General features: G+C 70.2%; 20 protein-coding genes. 10 read left to right on the plus strand and 10 right to left on the minus strand.

The window, feature by feature from the left end:
* Positions 1–4: 4 nt before the first annotated feature.
* Entirely contained in the window at positions 5–1,396 is a 1,392-nt protein-coding gene (locus B0I32_RS18120; protein WP_106240570.1) for a sigma 54-interacting transcriptional regulator, read from the minus strand.
* 171 nt (positions 1,397–1,567) lie between these two features.
* Between B0I32_RS18120 and B0I32_RS18125 the strand changes: the two genes are divergently transcribed.
* A complete protein-coding gene (locus tag B0I32_RS18125) occupies positions 1,568–2,743 on the plus strand; it encodes an FIST signal transduction protein (protein ID WP_106241024.1) in 1,176 nt (391 codons plus the stop codon).
* Between the two features lie 181 nt (positions 2,744–2,924).
* Positions 2,925–4,007: an ROK family protein gene (locus B0I32_RS18130; protein WP_106241027.1), complete on the plus strand. Its 1,083-nt coding sequence runs from the start codon at positions 2,925–2,927 to the stop codon at positions 4,005–4,007.
* A 122-nt stretch (positions 4,008–4,129) separates the two neighbouring features.
* Here B0I32_RS18130 and B0I32_RS18135 read toward each other — a convergent pair whose 3' ends face one another.
* The 5 genes from B0I32_RS18135 to hppD form a co-directional block, all read right to left on the minus strand.
* On the minus strand, positions 4,130–4,807 hold the full coding sequence (locus tag B0I32_RS18135) for a hypothetical protein (RefSeq protein WP_106240572.1): 678 nt from the start codon (positions 4,805–4,807) through the stop codon (positions 4,130–4,132).
* Positions 4,804–5,349 carry an RNA polymerase sigma factor gene (locus B0I32_RS18140; protein WP_106240574.1) on the minus strand — a complete coding sequence of 182 codons (546 nt, stop codon included), beginning with the start codon at positions 5,347–5,349 and terminating at the stop codon, positions 4,804–4,806. The genes B0I32_RS18135 and B0I32_RS18140 overlap by 4 nt, the downstream gene beginning before the upstream one ends.
* A 73-nt stretch (positions 5,350–5,422) precedes the next feature.
* Positions 5,423–6,835, minus strand: coding sequence for a M1 family metallopeptidase (locus tag B0I32_RS18145; RefSeq protein WP_219911876.1), 1,413 nt, complete (start codon positions 6,833–6,835; stop codon positions 5,423–5,425).
* 45 nt (positions 6,836–6,880) lie between these two features.
* Positions 6,881–7,324: an RDD family protein gene (locus B0I32_RS18150; protein WP_106240577.1), complete on the minus strand. Its 444-nt coding sequence runs from the start codon at positions 7,322–7,324 to the stop codon at positions 6,881–6,883.
* A 34-nt stretch (positions 7,325–7,358) separates the two neighbouring features.
* Positions 7,359–8,468: a 4-hydroxyphenylpyruvate dioxygenase gene (gene hppD / locus B0I32_RS18155; RefSeq protein ID WP_106240580.1), complete on the minus strand. Its 1,110-nt coding sequence runs from the start codon at positions 8,466–8,468 to the stop codon at positions 7,359–7,361.
* A gap of 103 nt (positions 8,469–8,571) precedes the next feature.
* Here hppD and B0I32_RS18160 point away from each other — a divergent pair, with 103 nt between their 5' ends.
* Positions 8,572–9,051: an Lrp/AsnC family transcriptional regulator gene (locus tag B0I32_RS18160; RefSeq protein WP_106240582.1), complete on the plus strand. Its 480-nt coding sequence runs from the start codon at positions 8,572–8,574 to the stop codon at positions 9,049–9,051.
* A 270-nt stretch (positions 9,052–9,321) separates the two neighbouring features.
* A complete protein-coding gene (locus B0I32_RS18165; RefSeq protein ID WP_106240584.1) occupies positions 9,322–11,313 on the plus strand; it encodes a transglycosylase domain-containing protein in 1,992 nt (663 codons plus the stop codon).
* A 151-nt stretch (positions 11,314–11,464) separates the two neighbouring features.
* Here B0I32_RS18165 and B0I32_RS18170 read toward each other — a convergent pair whose 3' ends face one another.
* Positions 11,465–13,447 (minus strand): thioredoxin domain-containing protein, encoded by a 1,983-nt coding sequence (locus B0I32_RS18170; protein WP_106240587.1) that lies wholly within the window; start codon positions 13,445–13,447, stop codon positions 11,465–11,467.
* Between the two features lie 107 nt (positions 13,448–13,554).
* Here B0I32_RS18170 and B0I32_RS18175 point away from each other — a divergent pair, with 107 nt between their 5' ends.
* Positions 13,555–14,703 carry a hypothetical protein gene (locus B0I32_RS18175; RefSeq protein ID WP_106240589.1) on the plus strand — a complete coding sequence of 383 codons (1,149 nt, stop codon included), beginning with the start codon at positions 13,555–13,557 and terminating at the stop codon, positions 14,701–14,703.
* Between the two features lie 69 nt (positions 14,704–14,772).
* Here the strand turns inward: B0I32_RS18175 and B0I32_RS18180 are convergent, their stop codons facing one another.
* From B0I32_RS18180 to mca, 3 genes are read right to left on the minus strand one after another with little or no spacing between them, the layout of a single operon-like run.
* Positions 14,773–15,069: a GNAT family N-acetyltransferase gene (locus B0I32_RS18180; RefSeq protein WP_106240592.1), complete on the minus strand. Its 297-nt coding sequence runs from the start codon at positions 15,067–15,069 to the stop codon at positions 14,773–14,775.
* Positions 15,070–15,315, minus strand: coding sequence for a hypothetical protein (locus B0I32_RS18185; RefSeq protein WP_146178213.1), 246 nt, complete (start codon positions 15,313–15,315; stop codon positions 15,070–15,072).
* 46 nt (positions 15,316–15,361) lie between these two features.
* Entirely contained in the window at positions 15,362–16,246 is an 885-nt protein-coding gene (gene mca / locus B0I32_RS18190; protein ID WP_106240597.1) for a mycothiol conjugate amidase Mca, read from the minus strand.
* A 134-nt stretch (positions 16,247–16,380) separates the two neighbouring features.
* On the opposite strand from mca, the gene B0I32_RS18195 reads away from it, so the two are divergent.
* From B0I32_RS18195 to B0I32_RS18215, 5 genes are all read left to right on the plus strand, one after another.
* The gene (locus B0I32_RS18195; protein WP_106240600.1) at positions 16,381–16,800 is read left to right on the plus strand and encodes a DUF4307 domain-containing protein; all 420 of its coding nucleotides are present in this window, start codon (positions 16,381–16,383) and stop codon (positions 16,798–16,800) included.
* Between the two features lie 108 nt (positions 16,801–16,908).
* A complete protein-coding gene (gene greA, locus B0I32_RS18200; protein WP_106240602.1) occupies positions 16,909–17,409 on the plus strand; it encodes a transcription elongation factor GreA in 501 nt (166 codons plus the stop codon).
* A 122-nt stretch (positions 17,410–17,531) separates the two neighbouring features.
* Positions 17,532–18,686: a C40 family peptidase gene (locus tag B0I32_RS18205; protein WP_245955886.1), complete on the plus strand. Its 1,155-nt coding sequence runs from the start codon at positions 17,532–17,534 to the stop codon at positions 18,684–18,686.
* Positions 18,687–18,802: 116 nt separating this feature from the next.
* A complete protein-coding gene (locus B0I32_RS18210; protein WP_106240605.1) occupies positions 18,803–19,324 on the plus strand; it encodes a hypothetical protein in 522 nt (173 codons plus the stop codon).
* Positions 19,325–19,537: 213 nt separating this feature from the next.
* Positions 19,538–21,367 (plus strand): phosphoenolpyruvate carboxykinase (GTP), encoded by a 1,830-nt coding sequence (locus B0I32_RS18215; RefSeq protein ID WP_106241033.1) that lies wholly within the window; start codon positions 19,538–19,540, stop codon positions 21,365–21,367.
* Positions 21,368–21,428 lie beyond the last annotated feature (61 nt).

Raw genomic sequence — 21,428 nt, forward strand, 5'->3', positions numbered from 1 at the left:
ATGTTCACGTGCGGTAAACGGTCACCCCGTCAAGGTCTTCCTTGGACAGGCGCCGCATCAGGTAAAGCCCTTCGAGAGCGAACTCCAGCGCCGCCGCGGCGTGCCCGGGAGACTCCTCGCCGGCGCCCATGCCCAGCCGCGACATGACCTTGGCCAGGCCCGGGACGGGGCCGATCCGGTGCAGCAGCTCGCCGGCCGGCACCAGCTCGCCCGACTCCACCTGGTTGCCCTCGGCGAACTTGTCGGTCACCGGCGACAGGTCCATGCCGCCCAGCCGGTTCCTGAACGTCTCGGCCGTCGCCCGGCGCAGCAGGTGGGCCAGGATCTCGGTCTCCCTGCCCTCCTCGCTGACCTCGAACTCCACCTTGCCGCGCAGGCTGTGCACCACGCAGGCCAGATCGACCACGCGGGCGACCGGCTTGTCCTCGCCGGTGAGCGCCGCCCTGCGGGTCGCGGAGGCGGCGGCGGTCTCGGCGGCGGCGATCGAGAAGCGCGCGGACACGCCGGAACGGGCGTCCACGGCGGTCGACTCGCGGACCAGCCGGGTGAAGCGGGCGATCACCTCGATCAGGTGCTCGGGGACGTCGGCCCCGATGTCCGGCACGGACTCCTGGCGGATGAGCGTGAGCTCGTCCTCGACGGTGAGCGGGTAGTGGGTGCGGATCTCGGCGCCGAACCGGTCCTTCAGCGGCGTGATGATCCGGCCCCTGTTGGTGTAGTCCTCGGGGTTGGCGCTGGCGATGAGCAGGATGTCGAGCGGCAGCCGCAGGTTGTAGCCGCGCACCTGGATGTCGCGCTCCTCCAGCACGTTGAGCAGCGACACCTGGATGCGCTCGGCCAGGTCGGGCAGCTCGTTGACGGAGAAGACGCCGCGGTTGGTGCGCGGGACCAGGCCGTAGTGGACGGTCTCGGGGTCGCCGAGCGTGCGCCCCTCCGCGATCTTGATCGGGTCGACGTCGCCGATCAGGTCGCCCACGGACGTGTCGGGGGTGGCGAGCTTCTCGCCGTAGCGTTCGTCGCGGTGCTTCCACGCCACCGGCAGCTCGTCGCCCAGCTCCCGCGCCATGGCCTGGCAGCGCGTGCAGACCGGGGCGTAGGGGTGGTCGTTGATCTCGCACCCCTCGACCACCGGCGTCCACTCGTCGAGCAGGCTGGTCACGGTGCGGATGAGCCGGGTCTTGCCCTGACCGCGCTCACCCAGGAGGACCAGGTCGTGCCCGGCGAGCAGGGCCCGCTCCAGGTGCGGCAGGACGGAGTCGTCGAAGCCGACGATGCCGGGGAAGCGCGGCTCACCCGCCCGCAGCTTGGCGAGCAGGTTTTCCCGGACCTCGGCCTTGACGGTGCGATGAACGTGGCCGCTCTCTCGCAACTCGCGGAGAATACGTGGCTGATGCACGGGATCGAGACTACGTCCCCCGTGCGGAATGTGTCAGAGAGTTTCGCAGCTGGCGGAGATTTCGGATCTTGACTATTGCGTGACGGTTCGTGCGCGTGCTTGTCCTTTTAGTGGGGAGAATCGGGCCTAGGGAACTTGGACATGTCGAGGGAGGCGAGATCCGTGGCCTTGATGACAAGCCGCTTCGCCGACGGCCTCGCCGTGGGTTCCGACCTGGTGGAGGCCGCGGAGAACGCCGTCGGTCAGGCACTGTCGAGGCTCAGCGGCCCAGCCGACCTGGTCTGCTTCTTCATCTGCGGGGACGATCCCGAGGACGTCGCGCGGGCCGGCCAGGCCGCGATGAAACTCGCGCCCGAGGCGCACGTGATCGGATGCAGCGCCACCGGAGTGATCGGGGACGGCCAGGGCGTCGAGCTGACGCCGGCCGTGAGCGCGTGGGCGGCCACCCTGGAGGGGGCGCGGCTGACCACGTTCGCGTTGGAGACGCTGACGGCCGAGGACAGGTTCGTGGTGGTCGGGCTGCCCGAGCGCGGCGGCGACGACCACGTGGCGATCCTGCTGGCCGATCCGTACACCTTTCCGACCGACGCCTTCGTCGAGCGCTCGGTCGACGTTCTGGGCGACCTGCCGCTGATCGGCGGGCTGGCCAACGGACTGCAGGGCAGGGGTTCCGTACGGCTCTTCGCCGACGGCGAGATCTACACCGAGGGCGCGATCGGCGTGCTCCTCAGCGGCCCCGTGAAGATCAGCACGGTGGTCAGCCAGGGCTGCCGCCCGATCGGCCCGAGCATGGTGGTCACCGCGTCGGAGGACAACCTGCTGCTCGAACTGGCCGGCCAGCCGGCGCTGGCCCGGCTGGAGGACATCGTCAGCGACCTGGACGAGGACGATCGCGAGCTGGTCGCGTCCGGGCTGCAGATCGGCCTGGCCATGGACGAGTACGCCGAACGGCACGAACGCGGCGACTTCCTCATCAGGGGGGTCATCGGCATCGACCCCGACCGCGAGGCCGTGGCCATCGGCGACATCGTCGAGATCGGCAGGACCGTGCGCTTCCAGGTCCGCGACGCCGCCACCGCCGACGAGGACCTCTACGACCTGCTCGACGCCCACCGGGAAGAGCTGGGCAAGGTGGACGGGGCGCTGCTGTTCTCCTGCAACGGGCGCGGCTCGGCCATGTTCGGCACCGCCGACCACGACCCGGTCGCGCTGCGCGACACGCTGGGGCCCATCGGGGTGGCGGGCTTCTTCGCGGCGGGGGAGGTGGGGCCGGTCGCCGGGCACAACCACGTGCACGGGTTCACCGCCTCGGTCCTGGTCTTCTCCAGCGCCGCCGGCGGCCCATGACGACGCACGTCGCGGCCGGCCGCCGGTTCGCCGGGCCGCTTCCGAGGTGGCTCGCGAGGTCGCTTGAGAGGCCGCTTCCGGGGTGGCTCGCGAGGTCGCTTGAGAGGCCGCTTCCGGGGTGGCTCGCGAGGTCGCTTCAGAGGCCGCTTTCGCGGTCGTACGCCATGGCGGGCCGCCGGTCGTGATCCTCGCGATCGACGTCGGCGGCACCAAGATGGCCGCCGGACTGATCGCCCCCGACGGCTCGGTGACCACGTCAGGACGGGCCACCACCCCGCAGGGCGCGGACGCGGAGACCCTGTGGCGGACGCTCGCCTACCTGGTCGAACCCCTGTCCGGGGAGGCCGAGGGGGTGGGCGTGGGCTGCGGCGGGCCGATGATCTGGCCGGACGGCGAGGTCTCGCCGCTGAACATCCCCGGCTGGCGCCGCTTCCCGCTGCGCGCCCGGCTGACGGCCCGCTTCCCCGGCCTTCCGGTACGGCTGCACAACGACGCCGCCTGCCTGGCCGTGGCCGAGCACTGGCGCGGGGCCGGGCAGGGGAGCCAGGCCATGCTCGGGATGGTGGTGTCCACCGGGGTGGGCGGCGGTTTGATCCTGGACGGGCGGCTGGTCGACGGCAGAACCGGCAACGCCGGCCACATCGGGCACGTGGTGGTCGAGCCGGAACGCGGGTCCCGCTGCGGCTGTGGCGGCACGGGCTGCCTGGAGACGGTCGCGAGCGGCCCCGCCCTGGTCGCCTGGGCGTTAGCCCACGGCTGGACCCCGCACCGGGCTTCCATCGGCGACCACGGCTGGACCCCGCACCGCGCTTCCATCGGCGACCACGGCTGGACCCCGCACCGCGCTTCCATCGGCGACCACGCCGGGGGCCTGGGCAGAGCCGGTGAACATGCGCCGGAGACGGGTGCGGGAGCGTATCGGGAGGACCGGCGGGTCACGGCACGGGTGCTGGCGGCGGACGCGCGGGACGGGGACCCGGTCGCGCTGCGGGCGATGGAGCGGGCCGGGCGGGCGCTGGGCGTCGCCATCGCCTCGGCCACCCACCTGTGCGACCTGGACCTCGTCACCATCGGCGGCGGGCTGGCGCAGGCGGGGGAGCCGCTGTTCCGGCCGCTGGAGGAGGCGCTGCGGCAGCACGCGCGCATGGGGTTCGCCCGCCGCGTGAAGGTCGTCCCCGCCGCTCTGGGGCAGGAGGCGGGCCTGGTCGGCGCCGCCGCACTCCTGCTGGCCGGAGACGCCTACTGGCCCCGTACGGACGCCTGAGGCGCCTTACGGCCCCACGAGGCATATGGCCGCACGAGCCCCGGCACCCCGTGCCGTTCGGGAGGGGCGCCGGGCCTCAAGGGATCGGCCGGTCCAGGAGCGCGCTCAGTCCCGCTCGGTGGTCAATCACGCTCGGTGGTCAGGCCAGGCCCTCCGTCGTCCGTCCTGGAGTCGGTAAGGGGGCCGTCGCCCTGCCGGTCGGGGGCGCGGCCGTCGGACGGCGGCGGAGCCTGCACCGGGACGGCCTCGCACGGTGCGACCGCACCGTCCACGACCTCCAGAGCGGTCGCGAACGGCGGCAGGTCGTCGCCCGCCCCGCTCTTGGACACGGCCAGCACCAGCGTCGCCCCCTCCGGCACCTGCCCCTGCTCGATCGTGAACGTGATCCCCGAGCCGCCCTCGCCGACCCCGACGCCGGTCGCGAACCGCCCGGAGGCGGCCCCGTTCCGGCCGCGCGGCTGCTTGCAGATCCGCCCCTCGGGCAGGTAGTCCACCACGGCCTTGATCCCGGCCCCGGCCAGCTCGGACTCCAGCCCCTCCGGGTCGGTGAACGCGTTGATCCGCACGCTCACGCCACCGTCGGCGTCCTTGGTCACCGCGTACGCCGGGCTGCCGATGAGTCCGGTCAGCGCCACCACCGCGGCGGTGGCGGCCGCGACCCCCGCCACCGCTGCGGACAGCCCCACCAGGCGCCCGCGCGAGCGCCGCACCGGTGTCACAGTCGTCGTCCTGTCCTCCGCCGTCCTCGTCGTGATCTCTTCCTTGAGCGCGCCGAGAAGGCGATCTTCGAAGTTGCTCATGCCTGTCCTTCCAGGTACACGGCGGATGGCGAAGCGACGTTCTCCAAGGCACGTCTGGCCCGGTGCAGTCTGACCCGCGCGGTCACCTGCCTGATGCCCAGGGCTCTCGCGGCCTCCGTGACGGTGAGCTGATCGATCACCACGAGCTCCAGCACGGCGCGTTCGCCCTCGGGCAGGCCGTCCATGGCCCGCAGGGCGTCGCGCATCCGGCGCTCGGCGTCGATCCGTTCCTCCATCCTGGCGAGATCGTCGTCGTCCATCAGCCGGCGGCCGGCGACGCGGCCGGATGCCCGCGTCTCCCTTGCCGCCTTACGGTGCTGGGCGGACACGACGTTGCGCGCGATGCCGTACAGCCAGGCGGTCTCGCTCCCCCGGGTGGGCACGTAGGTGTGTGCCGAGTCAAGGACCGCCAGGAAGATGTCGGCTGTCAGGTCGGCGGCGAGGTGAGGGTCGCTCACCCGCCGGACCGTGAATCGCATGACGGCATCGACGTGGCGGCGGTAGAAGGCCTCGAAGGCCTCGGGGTCGTCGTTGAGGCGCACTGGCCTCGCTCCCTTCGTCGTTCGCCCTTACATCAGTACTTGGACCGGGCGGCGGGGAGCGTTTCCTGGCAGGTCAGGTGGGGCGGCGGGGCTGGAAGAGCCAGGCGTCGAAGAGTGCGGTGAGGTCCTTGCCGGACAGGCGTTGGGCGAGGTCGATGAACTCGTCGGTGGTGACGTGACCGTAGCGGTGGTCGGCGGCCCACGTCTTGAGCAGGGTGAAGAACGTGGCGTCGCCGATGGCCCTGCGCAGGGCGTGCAGGGTCATGCCGCCGCGGGTGTAGACCGACTGGTTGAACAGGTCGTCGGGCTTGGCACGCCCGGGAGGATAGGTCCACATCGGGTCGGTGGCGGGGCGTTTGAGCAGCTCGGCGAAGGTGGCCTCGGCGGTCTTGCGGCCCTTGTGCTCCTGCCACAGCCACTCGGCGTAGGTGGCGAAGCCCTCGTTGAGCCAGAGGTCCTTCCACCGCCTGATGGTCAGGCTGTTGCCGAACCACTGGTGGGCCAGCTCGTGCGCGATGATCGTCTCGTCGGGGTCGAAGCCGCCGTAGAGGGGTTTGGTCTGGTTTTCCAGCGCGTAGCCGGCGGAGTAGTCGTCGACGACGCCGCCGGTCGAGGAGAACGGGTAGGGGCCGAAGACCGTCGACCAGTAGTCGGTCACCTCGGCGGAGGTGGTGTAGAGCTTGTCGAGCGAGGACTTGAACCGGGGATCGGTCGCGGCCAGGTTGGGGATGCCGCTGGCTGTGGCGCCCTGGCGCAGGTCGAACTTGCCGAGCGTGGCCGTGGCCAGATAGCTGGCCATGGGGTGGCGCTCGCGCCAGCGGAAGGTGGTCGTGCCGCCCTTGGTGGCGGGCGCTCCGACGAGCTCGCCGTTGGCCAGGGCGGTCAGCCCGGTGGGCACGGTGATGGTGAAGTCGTAGGTGGCCTTGTCGGAGGGGTGGTCGTTGTTGGGGAACCAGGTCTTGGAGCCGTTGGGCTCGGAGGCCACGAAGGCGCCGTCGGAGGTCGGGACGAAGCCGTACGTGCCCAGGTTGGCGCTGTCCTTGGCCGGTTTCGGCGTGCCCGAGTAGGCGACCCTGACGGTGAACCTGGCCCGGTCGGCGATCGTCTTGGCGGGCCGCACGGTCAGCTCGTCGCCCTGCCTGCCGAACCGGGCGGGCGAGCCGTCGACCGAGATCTCGCGCACGTCGAGGCCGGACAGGTCGAGATTGAAGCGGGACAGGTCCTGGGTGGCGGTGGCCTTGATGGTGGTGACGCCGGTGAGCCGCTTGGTGGTGGGCACGTAGTCGACGACCAGGTCGTAGTGGGCGACGTCGTAGCCGCCGTTGCCGTCCTTGGGGAAGTCGGGGTCGCCGATGCCGGGCGCGCCGGCCCGCCGGTCGGCGGCGGCCGGCGCCTCGTCGGCCGGCAGCGGCCCGTCGGCCGGTGAGCAGGCGAGCACGCTGACGAGCGCCGCGACCATGGCCATCCCGCGTCTGTTGACTCGCATAGGCGACCGGCCCCCTTCGGTTCGTGACCAGAATCTTACGCTGAGTCAGGCATTGACGACGACCGTCCTGGCGGCCTTGTCATGCAGTGCCTGTTTTCGGGGGTCGAAGAGGATCCAGCCGAGATCGAGCAGGCTGCCCACGCAGCAGAGCCAGGAGAGCACGCTCATCACGGCCTGCCTGACCGCCGCCTGGCCCACGCCGATCCGGCCGTCGTACTCGCTCACGACGCGGATGCCGAACAGCTTCTTGCCCAGCGTCTGCCCGTTCCAGAAGGCGTGCAGCAGCCAGAAGTACAGGAAGGCGAGCAGGCCGGTCAGGAAGGCGTGCTCCACCGGGTAGCGGTCCCAGACGCCTCTGCTGCCGTCCCAGGCGTACTCCCAGCTCGTCCAGCTGAACGGCGCGGCGGCGACGGAGACGATGAGCCAGTCGAGGACGCCGGCGAACAGCCGCCGCCAGCGTCCCGCCAGCCCCGGTGGCGGCAATCCCATGATGTCTGGATGACCACCACTAAGTCGGGACAAACTAAAGGTTGCCTCTGCGTTCCTGCTCGCGCTCGATCGCCTCGAACAGCGCCTTGAAGTTGCCCTTGCCGAACCCGAGCGAGCCGTGCCGCTCGATGAGCTCGAAGAACACGGTCGGCCTGTCCTGCACGGGCTGGGTGAAGATCTGCAGCAGGTAGCCGTCCTCGTCGCGGTCCACCAGGATCCCGCGCTTCTTCAGCTCCTCGATCGGGGCGCGCACCCGGCCGATGCGCTCGCGCAACTCGGGATCGTCGTAGTACGAGTCCGGCGTGTCCAGGAACCGGACCCCGGCCGCCCGCATGTGGTCGACCGTGGCCAGGATGTCGTTGGTGGCCAGCGCGATGTGCTGCACGCCGGGCCCGCCGTAGAACTCCAGGTACTCGTCGATCTGCGACTTCTTGCGGCTGACGGCCGGCTCGTTGAGCGGGAACTTGACCTTGCGGCTGCCGTCGGCCACGACCTTGGACATCAGCGCCGAGTACTCGGTGGCGATGTCGTCGCCGATGAACTCGGCCATGTTCGTGAAGCCCATCACCTTGCGGTAGAACTCCACCCACTCGTCCATCTTGCCCAGCTCGACGTTGCCGACGCAGTGGTCCACGGCCTGGAACAGCCGCCCGTTCCTGGTGCCGGGCGGCGCGACCAGCGGCTCGGCGGGGGCGTAACCCGGCAGGTAGGGGCCGCCGTAGTTGGACCTGTCGACCAGCGTGTGCCGGGTCTGCCCGTACGTGGCGACGGCCGCGAGCACCACCTTGCCGTGCTCGTCCTCCGCCGTGTACGGCTCCACCAGCCCCTCGGCGCCCTGCGCGACGGCGTAGGCGTAGGCCGCCTCGACGTCGGGCACCTCGATGGCCAGGTCGATCACCCCGTCGCCGTGCTCGGCCACGTGCCGCGCGAGCTCCGTGCCGGGCCGGATCGATCCCCTGAGCTCGAAGGTGGCGCTGCCCGACCTCAGCACGTACGCGGCCTCGTCCTTGCTGCCGTTCTCCGGCCCGCGATAGGCGATCAGGCGCATCCCGAAAGCGGTCGAATAGTAGTGGGCCGCCTGCCTGGCGTTGCCCACGGCGAACACCACGGCGTCCATGCCGTTGACCGGAAAGACATCACTCATACCTCAAACAGTGGATTCAACTGTACGACTTGCGCAACAGTTACCTCGATGAGTGCACAATCTGCCTAGTCATGCGGCCGATCCTCCGGTAAATCTGTACAGCATGACGATCGACGAACTCGACGCCCGGCTGATCACCCTGCTGACCGCCGAGCCCCGCCTGGGTGTGCTGGAGTGCTCGCGGCGGCTCGGCGTGGCCCGTGGCACGGTCCAGGCCAGGCTCGACCGGCTCGCGGAGCGGGGGGTGATCACCGGTTTCGGCCCCGACGTGTCGCCCGCCGCCCTCGGCTACGACGTGACCGCGTTCGTCACGATGGAGATCAGGCAGGTGGCCGGGCACGATCCGGTGGCCGACCGGCTGGCCCGCATTCCCGAGGTGCTGGAAGTGCACACGATCACCGGTGACAGTGATCTGCTCTGCCGGGTCGTGGCGCGCACGAATGCCGATTTGCAAAGGGTTATCGATCGCATCGTCGACGTACAGGGCGTACTCAGGACTAATTCGATCATCGCCCTTGACACTCCGGTTCCCTACCGAGTGTTGCCTTTGGTCGCCGATGTTCCACGTCGTGAGGGCCGCTAGTCGTACTATCGCTGAGGGACAGGGCACCATTGTCGATCGTTTACCCTTGGCATTCGCCCAGCTTGCGGGGGTTGGGCGACGCTTGACGACGAGGGGAGTCGAGGGGTGCGGATCGGCGGTGACAAAGGGATGCGGAAACGACGGATACTCCGGGTTCTCCTGATATCTATCGGTACCGGGATCCTCGTACTGGCCGGGCTTTTCGCTATTGCCTGGGCATTGACGCCTATTCCCGATACGACCCAGAAACAAGCCACGGCGCAGGGTTCGGTGATCTATTACCGCGACGGCAAGACGGTGCTCGCGCGGCAGGGGATCGACCGCAGGAAGGTCGAACTGGCCAAGGTGCCCAAGCACGTGCGCGACGCCGTCATCGCCGCCGAGAACCGCTCGTTCTACGAGGACGCAGGCGTCTCGCTCAAGGGCACCGGGCGGGCCGTGTGGTCCACCCTCACCGGGCAGCAGCTCCAGGGCGGCTCCACCATCACCCAGCAGCTCGTGCGCAACTACTACAGCGGCCTGAGCCAGGAACGTTCCGTCACCCGCAAGTTCAAAGAGATCCTCATCGCGATGAAGGTCGACCAGTCCAGGTCGAAGGACTGGGTGCTGGAGCAGTACCTGAACACGATCTACTTCGGCCGGGGCGCCAACGGCATCCAGTCGGCCGCGCGCGCCTACTTCGGCAAGGACGTCGAGGAGCTCAGCGTCTCGGAGGGCGCCTACCTCGCCTCGGTGATCCAGCAGCCCAGCCGCTTCGCCGCCCCCAAGGGCTCCGACCTGGCCGCCGCCCAGGAACGCTGGCGCTCCGTGATCGACGCGATGGGCCAGACGGGCGCGCTGCGCGCCGACGAGGTGGCCTCCCAGGTCTTCCCCAAGCTCAAGGCGCCGAAGAAGCCGTTCGAGCTCAAGGGCCAGGCCCAGTACATGCTGGAGCAGGTCACCGCCGAGCTCAACCGGCGCGGCTACTCCGACGAGGACGTCAACAGCGGCGGGCTCAAGATCGTCACGACGTTCGACAAGAAGCTCATGCAGGCCGCCGAACGGGCGGTCTCCGACATCCTGCCCGACGGCACGCCCAAGAAGGTGCGCACCGGCCTGGCGGCCGTCGACCCCGCCACAGGCGAGGTCGTCGCCTTCTACGGGGGCAAGCCCTCCCAGTCGAAGTACTACGACAGCGCGTTCTCGGCCAAGGTCATGGCCGGGTCGACGTTCAAGCCGTACACGCTGGCCGCCGCGCTCGACAACGGCTTCGACCTGTCCACCCGGGTCGACGGCAACTCGCCGATGCACGTCGCCTCCGCCTCCCAGTCGATCCCCAACGACGGCGACCGCTCGTACGGGCAGATCAACCTGGTCAGCGCCACCCAGAACTCCGTCAACACCGCCTTCGTGGACCTCGGCCAGAAGGTCGGCCTGGACAAGGTCGCCAAGACCGCCGAGGCGGCCGGGATCCCGGCCGCCCAGCTCGACCAGCACGCGAACGCCGCCGCCTTCCCGCTCGGCGTGGCCTCCGTCAGCGCCGTCCAGAACGCCTCCGGCTTCGCCACCTTCGCCAACAAGGGCGTGCACATGGAGGCCCACGTGGTGAAGTCGGTCACCGACGCCGACGGCCGCGAGGCGGTCGTCAAGCCGCTGGCCACCAAGGCTGTGGGCGAGCAGGCCGCCGCCGACACCACGTACGCGATGCAGCAGGTCGTCAAGTACGGCACCGGCACCGCCGCCCGGCTCTACGACCGGCCGGTGGCCGGCAAGACGGGCACCACGGACGAGTCCAAGGCGGTCTGGTTCAACGGCTTCACCCCGCAACTGGCGGTCGCGGTGAACATGTTCCGCGACGACAACGCCACGGTGACGATCCCCGGCTACGGCACCCAGTTCGGCGGGCAGTTGCCGGCGCAGATCTGGCGGGCGTTCATGACCGAGGCGATGGCGGGCAAGCCGGTCGAGGAGTTCCCCGAGCCGTCGGAGTACGGCTGGTCGCCCGACTACTCGGAGCCCGACCGGGGCCGGGGCGACCTGCCCGACCAGGAGTACTCGCCGCCTGCCGACCAGGACGACTGGGACGTTCCCGAGCCCGACTTCACCGGCGAGCCGCTGCCCGACGAGCAGCCCACGGAGGAGCCGCCGTCGGACGACGGGCGGCCCGACGAGCAGCCACGCGAGAGCTCACCGCCGGACACGCTGGTGCCCGACGCGCCGTCGATCCAGCAGGACGGCGGCGGTACGGAGGACGACAGAACCGGCCGCCGCCCGACCGGCTGACGGGCTGGTCGCGCGGCTGAGAAGCCGTCCTCGGCCCCGCTGGCCGCGGGCTCGCGCGCCTGAGCGGCCGTCCTCGGCCCGGCTGACCGCGGGCTCGCCTGCCCGAGCGGCCGCGCCCGCCCGCCCGGCTGGCCGGGCGCGGCCGGCCGGGTCAGCGGGCCAGTTCGGCGCGTAGTTCCTCGACCGTCGTCACCGGCATCCGGCAGGCGAACTGCCTGCACACGTACGCCGCCGGTGCCCCGCCGACCGGCGCACGCCCCTCCAGCAGGGCGGGGAAGACGGGTTCAGCCCCGTCGGGCGCGTCGCCGTCACCCCGGCCCAGGGCCACGACCAGCCCGGGCGCGGCGGCGAGCAGCGCCTCGCGGTGCAGCGCCGCCGTACGCGGGTCGTCGGCCGGCCCGACCACGGCCACCTCGGCGGGCCCCGACAGCGCCGCCCGCGCCACGGCCAGCCCCCACCCCGCGAACCTGGCATGCTGCGTGGCCAGCACCGACACGGTGCCCAGCGCGGCCTGCGCGCCCTCGCGGTGCCGGGCCGAGCCGGTCAGCGCCCCGTAGGAGAGCAGCGCCCCGGCGGCCGCGTACTGGCCGGAGGGGGTGGCGTTGTCCGTCGGGTCCTGCGGCCGCTGGAAGAGCCGCTCGGCGTCGTCGGCGGTGTCGTAGAGGCCGCCGGACCCGTCGGAGAACCGGTCGAGCACGGTGTCGAGCAGCGAGCCCGCCAGCCGCAGCCACCTGGCCTCGCCGGTGACGCCGTACAGGGAGATGAGGCCCTCGGCCAGGTCGGCGTAGTCCTCCAGCACTCCGGCGTTGGTGCCCGCCCGGCCGTCCTTGGAGGTGCGCAGCAGCCTGCCGTCGGCCATGTGCGTCTCGGCGAGCAGCTCGGCCGCCGCCGTGGCCGCCGCCACCAGCTCGGGACGCTCGAAGACCGCGCCGGTCTCGGCCAGCGCCGCGATGGCCAGGCCGTTCCACGCGGCCACGACCTTGTCGTCGCGCCCCGGACGCACCCGGAGCTCGCGGGCGGCCAGCAGCCGCGCCCGCACGTCCGCGTACCGCTCAGGATCCTCCGGGTCGCGCAGCAGCTGCAGCACGGACGAGCCGTGCTCGAACGTGCCGGCCGGCGTCACCTCGAAGAGCCCGGCGGCCCACCGGCCGTCGTCCTCGCCGAGCACCTCGCGCAGCTCCTCGGGCGTCCAGACGTAGAACTTGCCCTCCACGCCCTCGCTGTCGGCGTCGAGGGCCGAGGCGAACCCGCCCTCCGGCGTACGCAGCTCGCGCAGCAGCCATCCGGCCGTCTCCAGCGCCACCCGCCGCGCGAGATCGCCGCCGCCCGCCTTCCACCAGTGCGTGTAGACGCGCAGCAGCAGGGCGTTGTCGTAGAGCATCTTCTCGAAGTGCGGCACCACCCACGCCTGGTCCACGCTGTAGCGGGCGAATCCGCCGCCGAGCTGGTCGTACATGCCACCCCGGGCCATCGCCTCCAGCGTCGCGCCGCTCATCTCCCGCTCGCCCGAGCGCAGCAGGAACTCCAGCACCATCGACGGCGGGAACTTGGGCGCCCCGCCGAACCCGCCGTGGCCGGCGTCGAACGTCCGCCGCAGGTCGGCCACGGCCCCGCGCAGCGTCTCCTCGCCCGGCAGCGGCCCGGTGGGCAGCGTGGCGTGCGTGTTGAGCGCCTCCACCACCTTCGCCCCCTGCTGCAGCACGGAGTCCCTGTCGCCGGTCCACACCCGGTGCACCTCGGTGAGCAGGCGCTGGAAGGTCGGACGCGGGAAGTAGGTGCCGCAGTAGAACGGATGCCCGTCGGGCGTCGCGAACACCGTCATCGGCCAGCCGCCCTGCTGCGTCATGGCCTGCGTGGCGCCCATGTAGACGGCGTCCACGTCGGGCCGCTCCTCGCGGTCGACCTTGATGTTGACGAAGTGCTCGTTCATGAGGCGTGCGGTGCCGGCGTCCTCGAAGCTCTCATGGGCCATGACGTGACACCAGTGGCAGGCCGAGTAGCCCACGCTGATGAGCAGCGGCACATCACGCCGGCGCGCCTCCGCGAACGCCTCCTCGCCCCACGGATGCCAGTCGACCGGATTGTCGGCGTGCTGGAGCAGATAAGGGCTGGTCGCGTCTTTCAAGCGGTTCATGGAAGCCTCCCCTGCCAACCCTAGACGGCGACGGCGACATGCCCGGGAGGGCGGGGCGGGGCGGCTGACTCGGGTGTGGGGGACGGCGTAGGTTACGGGGCGTGGATATGGACTTCCTCCGCGCCCACGCCGGCCGTCCCGCGAGCGGGATCACGCGCAGGGACGTGGCGCGCGCGTTGCTGGCCGTGCCGTCGGGGGTCGCGCTCGTGGCGCTGCCCGACCTGCGGCGGGCCATGATGGCGGCGGGCAACCCGCTCTCCCTCGCGTTCTGGGAGTCGGCCAAGGCGACGCTCAGCTCGATCGAGGCGGGTGTGGCCACGGTCGGTGACGTGCAGCGGTGGGTCGAGGCGACGGGGACCGAGCCGATCCTCGTGACGCCCGGCTACTTCGTGTGGCCCGAGGAGGACGAGCGCGGGCCCGTGGCCACGGAGATGTTCGCGCGGCTGGTGGCGTACCTGGAGGAGCGGGTGGCGGCGGGCGAGGTCGATCCCGACGCGCTGGCGGCCGGCGACAGGGAGGCCAGGCAGGCGTACGAGGAGCTGCAGGAGCGCTGGCTGAGCACGCCGCTGCCCGACGGCAGGGTGCCGGGGTTCGCGGTGAGCGACGAGCAGGACGAGGAGCTGTTCGCCGCCTGGGACGAGGAGGAGGCGTTCGCGCTGGCGGAGCTGCGGCGCATCATGGCGGAGCTGCCCCAGCGGCCTGAGCTGCCCGTGGAGGAGCTGGAGGCGGCCGCCACGCGGCTGCGGGCGCTGCTGGCCCTGCCCGGCTACCCCGGCAGCGTGTTGCGCGCCTGTGCCGGGTTCGACGAGCGGCCGGTGCCGGACGACGACGTGGAGCTGTGGCTGGCGGTGGCGGCGGGCGTCGCGGGGCCGGTGTCCGACCTGTCGGAGGGCGGTGACGTGCTGGAGGAGTTCGCCGACCTGGAGGGGGTGCTGGGCGAGGAGGACACGGCGCTGGCCAATCTCTGCGCGATCCAGCACGCCGACTGGCTGGCCGGGGTGGCGGCGCTGGTGCGGCTGGGGCCGGGCGTGCTGGCCTCGCCGGAACGGATGGCGCGGCTCATCGCCGAGTCGGAGGACATCGACATCGACGAGCAGGACGAGGACGACCTCGGCGCCACGGAGGGGCTGTTCGCGTCGGTGGTGGGCCTGTGGGCGCACCTCGGCATCGTGGACGGGAGCGAGGTGCTCACCCGGCTGGGCTGGTGGGGGCTGCCGCAGGCGTTGGAACGTGCCTGGTCCCCCGCCGTGGAGTGAGGACCCGTCGGGAGTACGCCCTCCCCGCGAGTACGGCCCCGTCCGGAGGGCTCTGGCTGGACGACCCCGTCAGGCGGTGCGGTCCGGGGCGTCCACGAGGTCCTTGAACTCGGGGTGACGTTCGATGTATTTGGCCACGTACGGGCAGAGCGGCACGACCCGCAGCCCCGTGTCGGCGCTCATCTGCAGGGCCTGGCCGACCAGCTTGCCCGCCAGCCCCTGCCCCTCGTAGGCGGGCAGCACCTCGGTGTGGGTGAAGACGACCTTGGTGGGCAGCAGCCGATAGTCGGCGAACCCGGCGACCTTGCCGTCCAGGAGGATCTCGAACCGGTTCTCCGTCGTGTTGTCGACGATTTCCATCGGCATCTATTCGGCTTTCTTGTCAGCGACGACCTTGTCGTCGGCCCCGTCGGCCCGATCGCCGGCGCCAGGAGCGCCGTCGGACGCCCGGCCGTCGGTGGTCTCGTCGAGTTCGCTCTCGCGCGGCACCTGGATCTTCGTCATCTGCTTGTTCATCGACTTGATCAGGAAATAGAGGGCGAACCCGATGAGGGCCACGACGACGAAACCGAGGACGCCCGGGCTCACGTCACCAGCTGCTAGAACGGTCACCCTTCCAGTCTGCCACCGGGGGGTCGTGCTCCGGCCAGGGGTGCCGTCAGTGGCAGGCGGGCTCGACCTCGTCGGCGTGGATGCCGGCGAACAGGTCGTCCTCGGGCGTCTCGGTGTCGACCAGCGAGCGGGCCAGGTGGTAGTCCTCGGTCGGCCAGATCTCCTGCTGGAGCTCGCGCGGGCAGACGAACCAGAAGCCGTCGGGGTCGACCTGGGTGGCGTGCGCCAGCAGGGCCTCGTCGCGGATCTGGAAGTAGTCGCCGCACGGCACGCGCGTGGTCACCGGCCACTTGGCGGGGCGGTCCTCCCAGCGGGCGATCCAGTCGGAGTAGGGGGAGCCGAGGCCGCGCTCGGTCATCGCCTCGTGCAGCGCCTCGAAGCGCTCCTTGGTGAAGCCCATCTGGTAGTAGAGCTTGAGCGGCTGCCACGGGTCGCCGGCGTCCGGGTAGCGGTCGGGGTCGCCGGCCGCCTCGAAGGCCTCGACGGAGACCTTGTTCGTCATGATGTGGTCGGGGTGGGGGTAGCCGCCGTCGTCGTCGTACGTGATGATCACGTGCGGCCTGAACTCGCGTACGGCGGCCACCAGCGGGGCGGCGGCGTCCTCCAGCTTGTGCAGGGCGAAGCAGCCCTCGGGCAGCTCCTCCTCCTCGTTCTCCGGCAGCCCGGAGTCGATGAAGCCCAGGAAACGCTGCTCGACGCCGAGGATCTCACGCGCCCTGGCCATCTCGGCCCTGCGCACCTCGCCGATGTTGGCCACGATCTCGGGCCGGTCCATCTTGGGATTCAGCACGGAGCCGCGCTCACCGCCCGTCAGCGTACAGACCAGCACTTCCACGCCTTCGCGCACATAGCGCGCCATCGTCGCGGCACCCTTGCTCGACTCGTCGTCGGGGTGGGCGTGGACGGCCATCAGCCTCAGCGGTGCACTCACGAGCTCGATGCTCCTCAGTCGGGACCAGTCAGTCGCCCAGAGAGGTTAGTTTCTGCTGGGCGGTCGCGAGGGCACACCCCCCGCGGGCGACAATTGTCTCGGATAACGCTGAGGGAGTGCAGGGAGATTCCGCCATGGCCACCAGAGATGTCGAGAACGGACCGGTTCTCGGCACCCCCGACGACTTTCCCGATCGCCCCAAGCGAGGTGGCCGGCTCGTCGTCCACGTCGTGATCGGCGTGCTGGTCGCCATCATCGCCGGTGGGTGGGGCTACGTGATGTGGTCGATGACCGCGGGCGGGTCGGAGGCGCCGTCGCAGGTGATCACGTTCGAAGTGCTGGGGCCGAGCCGCGCGGAGATCACCTTTGAGGTGTACAAGGCAGACGATAGGGTGGCCGTCTGCCGGATCAGGGCGCTGGACGTCGATCACGCGGAAGTGGGCAGCAAGGAAGTAAGAATCCCGGCTGGTGAGGGTAGTAAGCAGCTCAAGGAAAGCCTCGACACGAGCGGTCGGGCGACTTCCGTCCACATCCAGTACTGCAATCTCGTATAGTGAGACATTTGGGGAAGCGTTCGAGCGGTTAACTTGTTAGCCTTTCGCAATTCAACCGTACGCATCCTCAAGTGATCTCAGGGCCCCCTAGGCAAGCAAGGAGAACCCGTGGCCGACTCTCGCGATGAGAACGTCACCTGGCTGACGCAGGAGGCGTACGACCGCCTGAAGGGGGAGTACGAATACCTCTCCGGCCCCGGGCGCGTCGACATCGCCAAGAAGATCGAGGCTGCCCGCGAAGAAGGCGACCTGAAGGAGAACGGCGGCTACCACGCCGCCAAGGACGAGCAGGGCAAGATGGAGGCCCGGATCTTCCATCTCCGCCAGATCCTCGACAACGCCCAGGTGGGCGAGGCCCCCAAGGCCGAGGGCGTGGTCGGGCCCGGTATGACCGTCACCATCAGGTTCGTCGGTGACGATGACGAGGTCACCTTCCTGCTCGCCTCCCGCGAAGAGAGCGGAGCGCCGATCGACGTCTATTCGCCCAAGTCCCCTCTGGGCTCGGCGATCAACGGCAAGAAGATCGGGGAGAAGGCGACCTACTCCATGCCCAACGGACGGCAGAACACCGTCGAGATCCTCGAGGCTGTGCCGTACATCGGCAACTGACCCCCCTGGACGACGACCGCCGGGCCCACGCTGGCCCGGCGGCATTTTCGCATTCGTCCGGAATTCGGCAAGACCTCAGTTTCTTAGTAAAAACCCGTAAGCGGCGTAACACCCTCAAACTCGTGCCATTCATCGTGGTGGCGCTCGTGGCGGTGATGACCGCCGACGTGCTGCTGCTGACGCAGGCGCGCACGACCGTCGAACCCGTCGCGGTACGCGCCACGCCGAAGCAGTCGCTGCTGGCCGGGAAACGCCCCCAGGAACAGCGCCCCCAGGAACAGATCAGGACCCTCCAGCCGGTCGCGCCGCTGGGCAGACTGCACAAACCCAACCTGTTCGTGCTCACCCGCCGGCCGTTCACCAACGCGTCGTTACAGAAGGTCGCCAAACTCTCCGGGGTGCGCGCGCTGGAGCTGGCCGACGCGGCGTCGATCACGCTCGACGGCAAACGGGTGCAGACCCTGGCCGTCAACCCCTCCACGTTCCGCGCCTACACCCCCAAGGTGACCGCCGCGTCCGACGCGCTCTGGCAGAACGTGGCGGCCGGTGACGTCGCGGTCTCGTTCGTGCTGGGCAACGACGGCGGGCTCACGCTGCACCGCCGGGTGCCGGCGGGCTCGGCGGGCAACCTGCGCATCGGCGCGTACGCCACCACGGGTTTCGGCGCCGTGGACGCCGTCGTGTCCAGGGACGTCGGCCGCACCCTCGGGGTGCCCCAGAACAACGCGCTCATCGTCAGCGCGCCCAAGGCCGATTCCGACACCCTGCGCAGGCGGATCCTGAAGGTGCTGCCCAAGGGCACCCAGGTGGCCATGGTCAACCCCGTGCTGCCCCGGCCCCGGCAGAGCGTGGCGCGCAACTGGCCGGCGGGCTCGTTCATGACCGGCGAACAGCTCACGGTGGCGCTCAGGGCGGCCGTGTCCAAGCTGGGCCGCCCGTACGTCTGGGGCGCCGAGGGCCCCGACACCTTCGACTGCTCGGGCCTGGTCCAGTGGGCCTTCGCGCAGGCCGGGGTGCGGATGCCCCGGGTGACGCACCAGCAGTGGGTGACCGGGCCGCAGGTGCCGCTCGCCCAGGCGCAGCCGGGTGACCTGCTCTTCTGGCGCAACGACCCGACCAACCCCCAATACATCTCGCACGTGGCGATCTACTGGGGCGACGGGAAGATGCTGCACGCGCCGCGCACCGGGGACGTGGTCAAGATCGTCCCGGTGAACCGGCGCAACCTGGCCGGAGTCGTCCGCGTCAGCCCCGTGGCCGCGGCAGGCGTTCGTTAGAGCGGTCAGGTCCGTCAGGGCCTCCGGGCGGGCGCCGAAGCCGCCGGGCGCGCCTCATGGACAGTCTTCGCTATCCCTTCCGTGCATCGGCGCCGCAACTATGTAATCTTGATTACATGGCAACAGAAGATGCGACCGCGCAGGTTCGCGGCTGGTTCACCGGGCGGCTGCCCGAAGGATGGTTCACCGGCGCGCCCGAGATCGTCAGGGACCGCGAGGAGATCGCGGTGCTCGGCACCCTGCCCGACCCGCCCGAGGACGTGCCGGAGTCCGAGCGCGCCGCGCTGATCGAAGGACTCGCCGTCAGGTTCAGGGAGGAGACGCGCGAACGGCGGATCGAGATCGCCAGGGAGGCCGAGCGCAAGTTCCGGCAGAAGGTTTCCTGGGGTGTCGTCTGCGGCGGCGAGACTGTGATGTTCACCACACTGTCCGTGCCGGTCATGACCCGCCTGCGGCAGGCCGAACGCCAGGTGCTGGACACACTCGTGGCCGCCGGCGTGGCCAGGAGCCGCAGCGACGCGCTCGCCTGGTGCGTACGCCTGGTGGGCAGCAACACCGACACCTGGCTGACGGATCTGCGCGACGCCCTGCAGCACGTCGACCGCGTTCGCTCCGCCGGCCCGGACGTCAATTCCTGAGATAGCGCAGGGGAAACGGCGCCGACATTGGACTAAACCACTTCGGAAATTGGTTTAGACCAGCCGAATTGGACTGGACCAGTGCTCGGAATTACTTCTTTTAAATCCGCTCGGCCTGGGTAGGCTCCCCCAATCGTCAAGGCCTCTGCCTGCGGCGACGGCCTGGCCAAGAGGTCTATGCCAATTGGCTTTCCGGTCGCCTCGTCGTTAATGATGACTGGGCCTTGGAAGAGTGGAGGAGTCACCGCCGTGTCCGTTTCCGTGGAAGTAACCGCACCCACCACCAATAGCGAATTGCGGGCGTGGGTGAGCGAGATCGCAGCCCTGACCCAGCCCGACCGCATCGAGTGGTGCGACGGGTCTGAGGAGGAGTGGACACGCCTGACCAACCTCCTCGTCGAGCAGGGGACGCTCACGCGCCTGGCCGCCAGGCCCAACAGCTTCTACGCCAAGTCCGATCCCAGTGACGTGGCGCGGGTGGAGGACCGTACCTTCATCTGCTCCGAGCGGGAGGAGGACGCCGGGCCCACGAACAACTGGATCGCCCCTGACGAGATGCGGGAGACGTTCGGCGAGCTGTTCAAGGGCTGCATGCGCGGCCGGACCATGTACGTCGTGCCGTTCTGCATGGGCCCGCTCGGCGGCGAGATCTCGCAGCTCGGCGTCGAGATCACCGACTCCGCGTACGTCGCCGTCTCCATGCGGGTGATGACCCGCATGGGCGACAGGGCGCTGCGCCTGATCGAGGAGCGCGGCGACTTCGTCAAGGCGGTGCACTCCGTCGGCGCGCCACTCGAACCCGGCCAGGACGACGTGGCCTGGCCGTGCAGCAGGACGAAGTACATCAGCCACTTCCCCGAGACCCGCGAGATCTGGTCCTACGGCTCCGGCTACGGCGGCAACGCCCTGCTCGGCAAGAAGTGCTACGCGCTGCGCATCGCCAGCGTCATGGCCCGCGACGAGGGCTGGCTGGCCGAGCACATGCTCATCCTCAAGCTCACGCCGCCGTCCGGCGAGACCCGATACATCGCCGCCGCCTTCCCGAGCGCGTGCGGCAAGACCAACCTCGCCATGCTCCAGCCCACGATCCCCGGCTGGAAGGTCGAGACGATCGGCGACGACATCGCCTGGATGCGCTTCGGCGACGACGGCCGGCTCTACGCGATCAACCCCGAGGCCGGTTTCTTCGGCGTCGCCCCCGGCACCGGCCAGGTGACGAACGCCAACGCGGTCAAGACGCTCTGGGGCAACAGCATCTTCACCAACGTCGCCCTCACCGACGACGGCGACGTGTGGTGGGAGGGCCTCACGGAGCGGCCTCCCGCGCACCTGACCGACTGGAAGGGCCGCTCGTGGACGCCTGACAGCGACGAGCCCGCCGCCCATCCGAACGCCCGCTTCACCACCCCGGCCGGGCAGTGCCCGACCATCGCACCCGAGTGGCAGGACCCCAAGGGCGTGCCCATCTCGGCGATCCTGTTCGGCGGCCGCCGCGCCACCGCCGTACCTCTGGTGACAGAGTCGCTGAGCTGGGAGCACGGCGTCTTTCTCGGAGCCAACGTCGCCTCCGAGAAGACCGCCGCCGCCGAGGGCAAGGTCGGCGAGCTGCGTCACGACCCGTTCGCCATGCTGCCGTTCTGCGGCTACAACATGGGCGACTACTTCGGCCACTGGATCGACGTCGGCCGCCGCGAGGGCGCGCGGCTGCCGCGCATCTACTACGTCAACTGGTTCCGCAAGAACGCCGAGGGCAAGTTCATCTGGCCGGGCTTCGGCGAGAACAGCCGCGTGCTCAAGTGGATCGTCGAGCGGCTGAACGGCGAGGCCGAGGCCGTGCCCACCGCGATCGGCCTGCTGCCCGACGACCTCGACACCGAGGGCCTGGACCTGCCCGAGGAGGACCTGCGCACGCTGCTGAGCGTCGACCGCGAGGTGTGGCGCGAGGAGGCCGCGCTGATCCCGGCCCACTTCGACAAGTTCGGCAGCCATCTGCCGAAGGAGCTGTGGGACGAGTACAACGCGCTGCTCGACCGCCTCGGCTGACGTATCTCCCTTGTGCGGTACGGCGGACGCCGTCTAACTTGACGCACTGTCGTACCGCGAT

Source organism: Nonomuraea fuscirosea, from assembly GCF_003001935.1.
In the GTDB taxonomy this organism is placed as follows: domain Bacteria; phylum Actinomycetota; class Actinomycetes; order Streptosporangiales; family Streptosporangiaceae; genus Nonomuraea; species Nonomuraea fuscirosea.

Bases quoted from the DNA above. Each gene is read 5' to 3' on its own strand.
- B0I32_RS18125 (WP_106241024.1), top strand. From the start codon at position 1,568: ATGACAAGCCGCTTCGCCGACGGCCTCGCCGTGGGTTCCGACCTGGTG.
- B0I32_RS18135 (WP_106240572.1), bottom strand. From the start codon at position 4,807: ATGAGCAACTTCGAAGATCGCCTTCTCGGCGCGCTCAAGGAAGAGATC.
- B0I32_RS18145 (WP_219911876.1), bottom strand. From the start codon at position 6,835: ATGCGAGTCAACAGACGCGGGATGGCCATGGTCGCGGCGCTCGTCAGC.
- B0I32_RS18150 (WP_106240577.1), bottom strand. From the start codon at position 7,324: ATGGGATTGCCGCCACCGGGGCTGGCGGGACGCTGGCGGCGGCTGTTC.
- hppD (WP_106240580.1), bottom strand. From the start codon at position 8,468: ATGAGTGATGTCTTTCCGGTCAACGGCATGGACGCCGTGGTGTTCGCC.
- B0I32_RS18160 (WP_106240582.1), top strand. From the start codon at position 8,572: ATGACGATCGACGAACTCGACGCCCGGCTGATCACCCTGCTGACCGCC.
- B0I32_RS18170 (WP_106240587.1), bottom strand. From the start codon at position 13,447: ATGAACCGCTTGAAAGACGCGACCAGCCCTTATCTGCTCCAGCACGCC.
- B0I32_RS18175 (WP_106240589.1), top strand. From the start codon at position 13,555: ATGGACTTCCTCCGCGCCCACGCCGGCCGTCCCGCGAGCGGGATCACG.
- B0I32_RS18180 (WP_106240592.1), bottom strand. From the start codon at position 15,069: ATGCCGATGGAAATCGTCGACAACACGACGGAGAACCGGTTCGAGATC.
- B0I32_RS18195 (WP_106240600.1), top strand. From the start codon at position 16,381: ATGGCCACCAGAGATGTCGAGAACGGACCGGTTCTCGGCACCCCCGAC.
- B0I32_RS18210 (WP_106240605.1), top strand. From the start codon at position 18,803: ATGGCAACAGAAGATGCGACCGCGCAGGTTCGCGGCTGGTTCACCGGG.
- B0I32_RS18215 (WP_106241033.1), top strand. From the start codon at position 19,538: ATGACTGGGCCTTGGAAGAGTGGAGGAGTCACCGCCGTGTCCGTTTCC.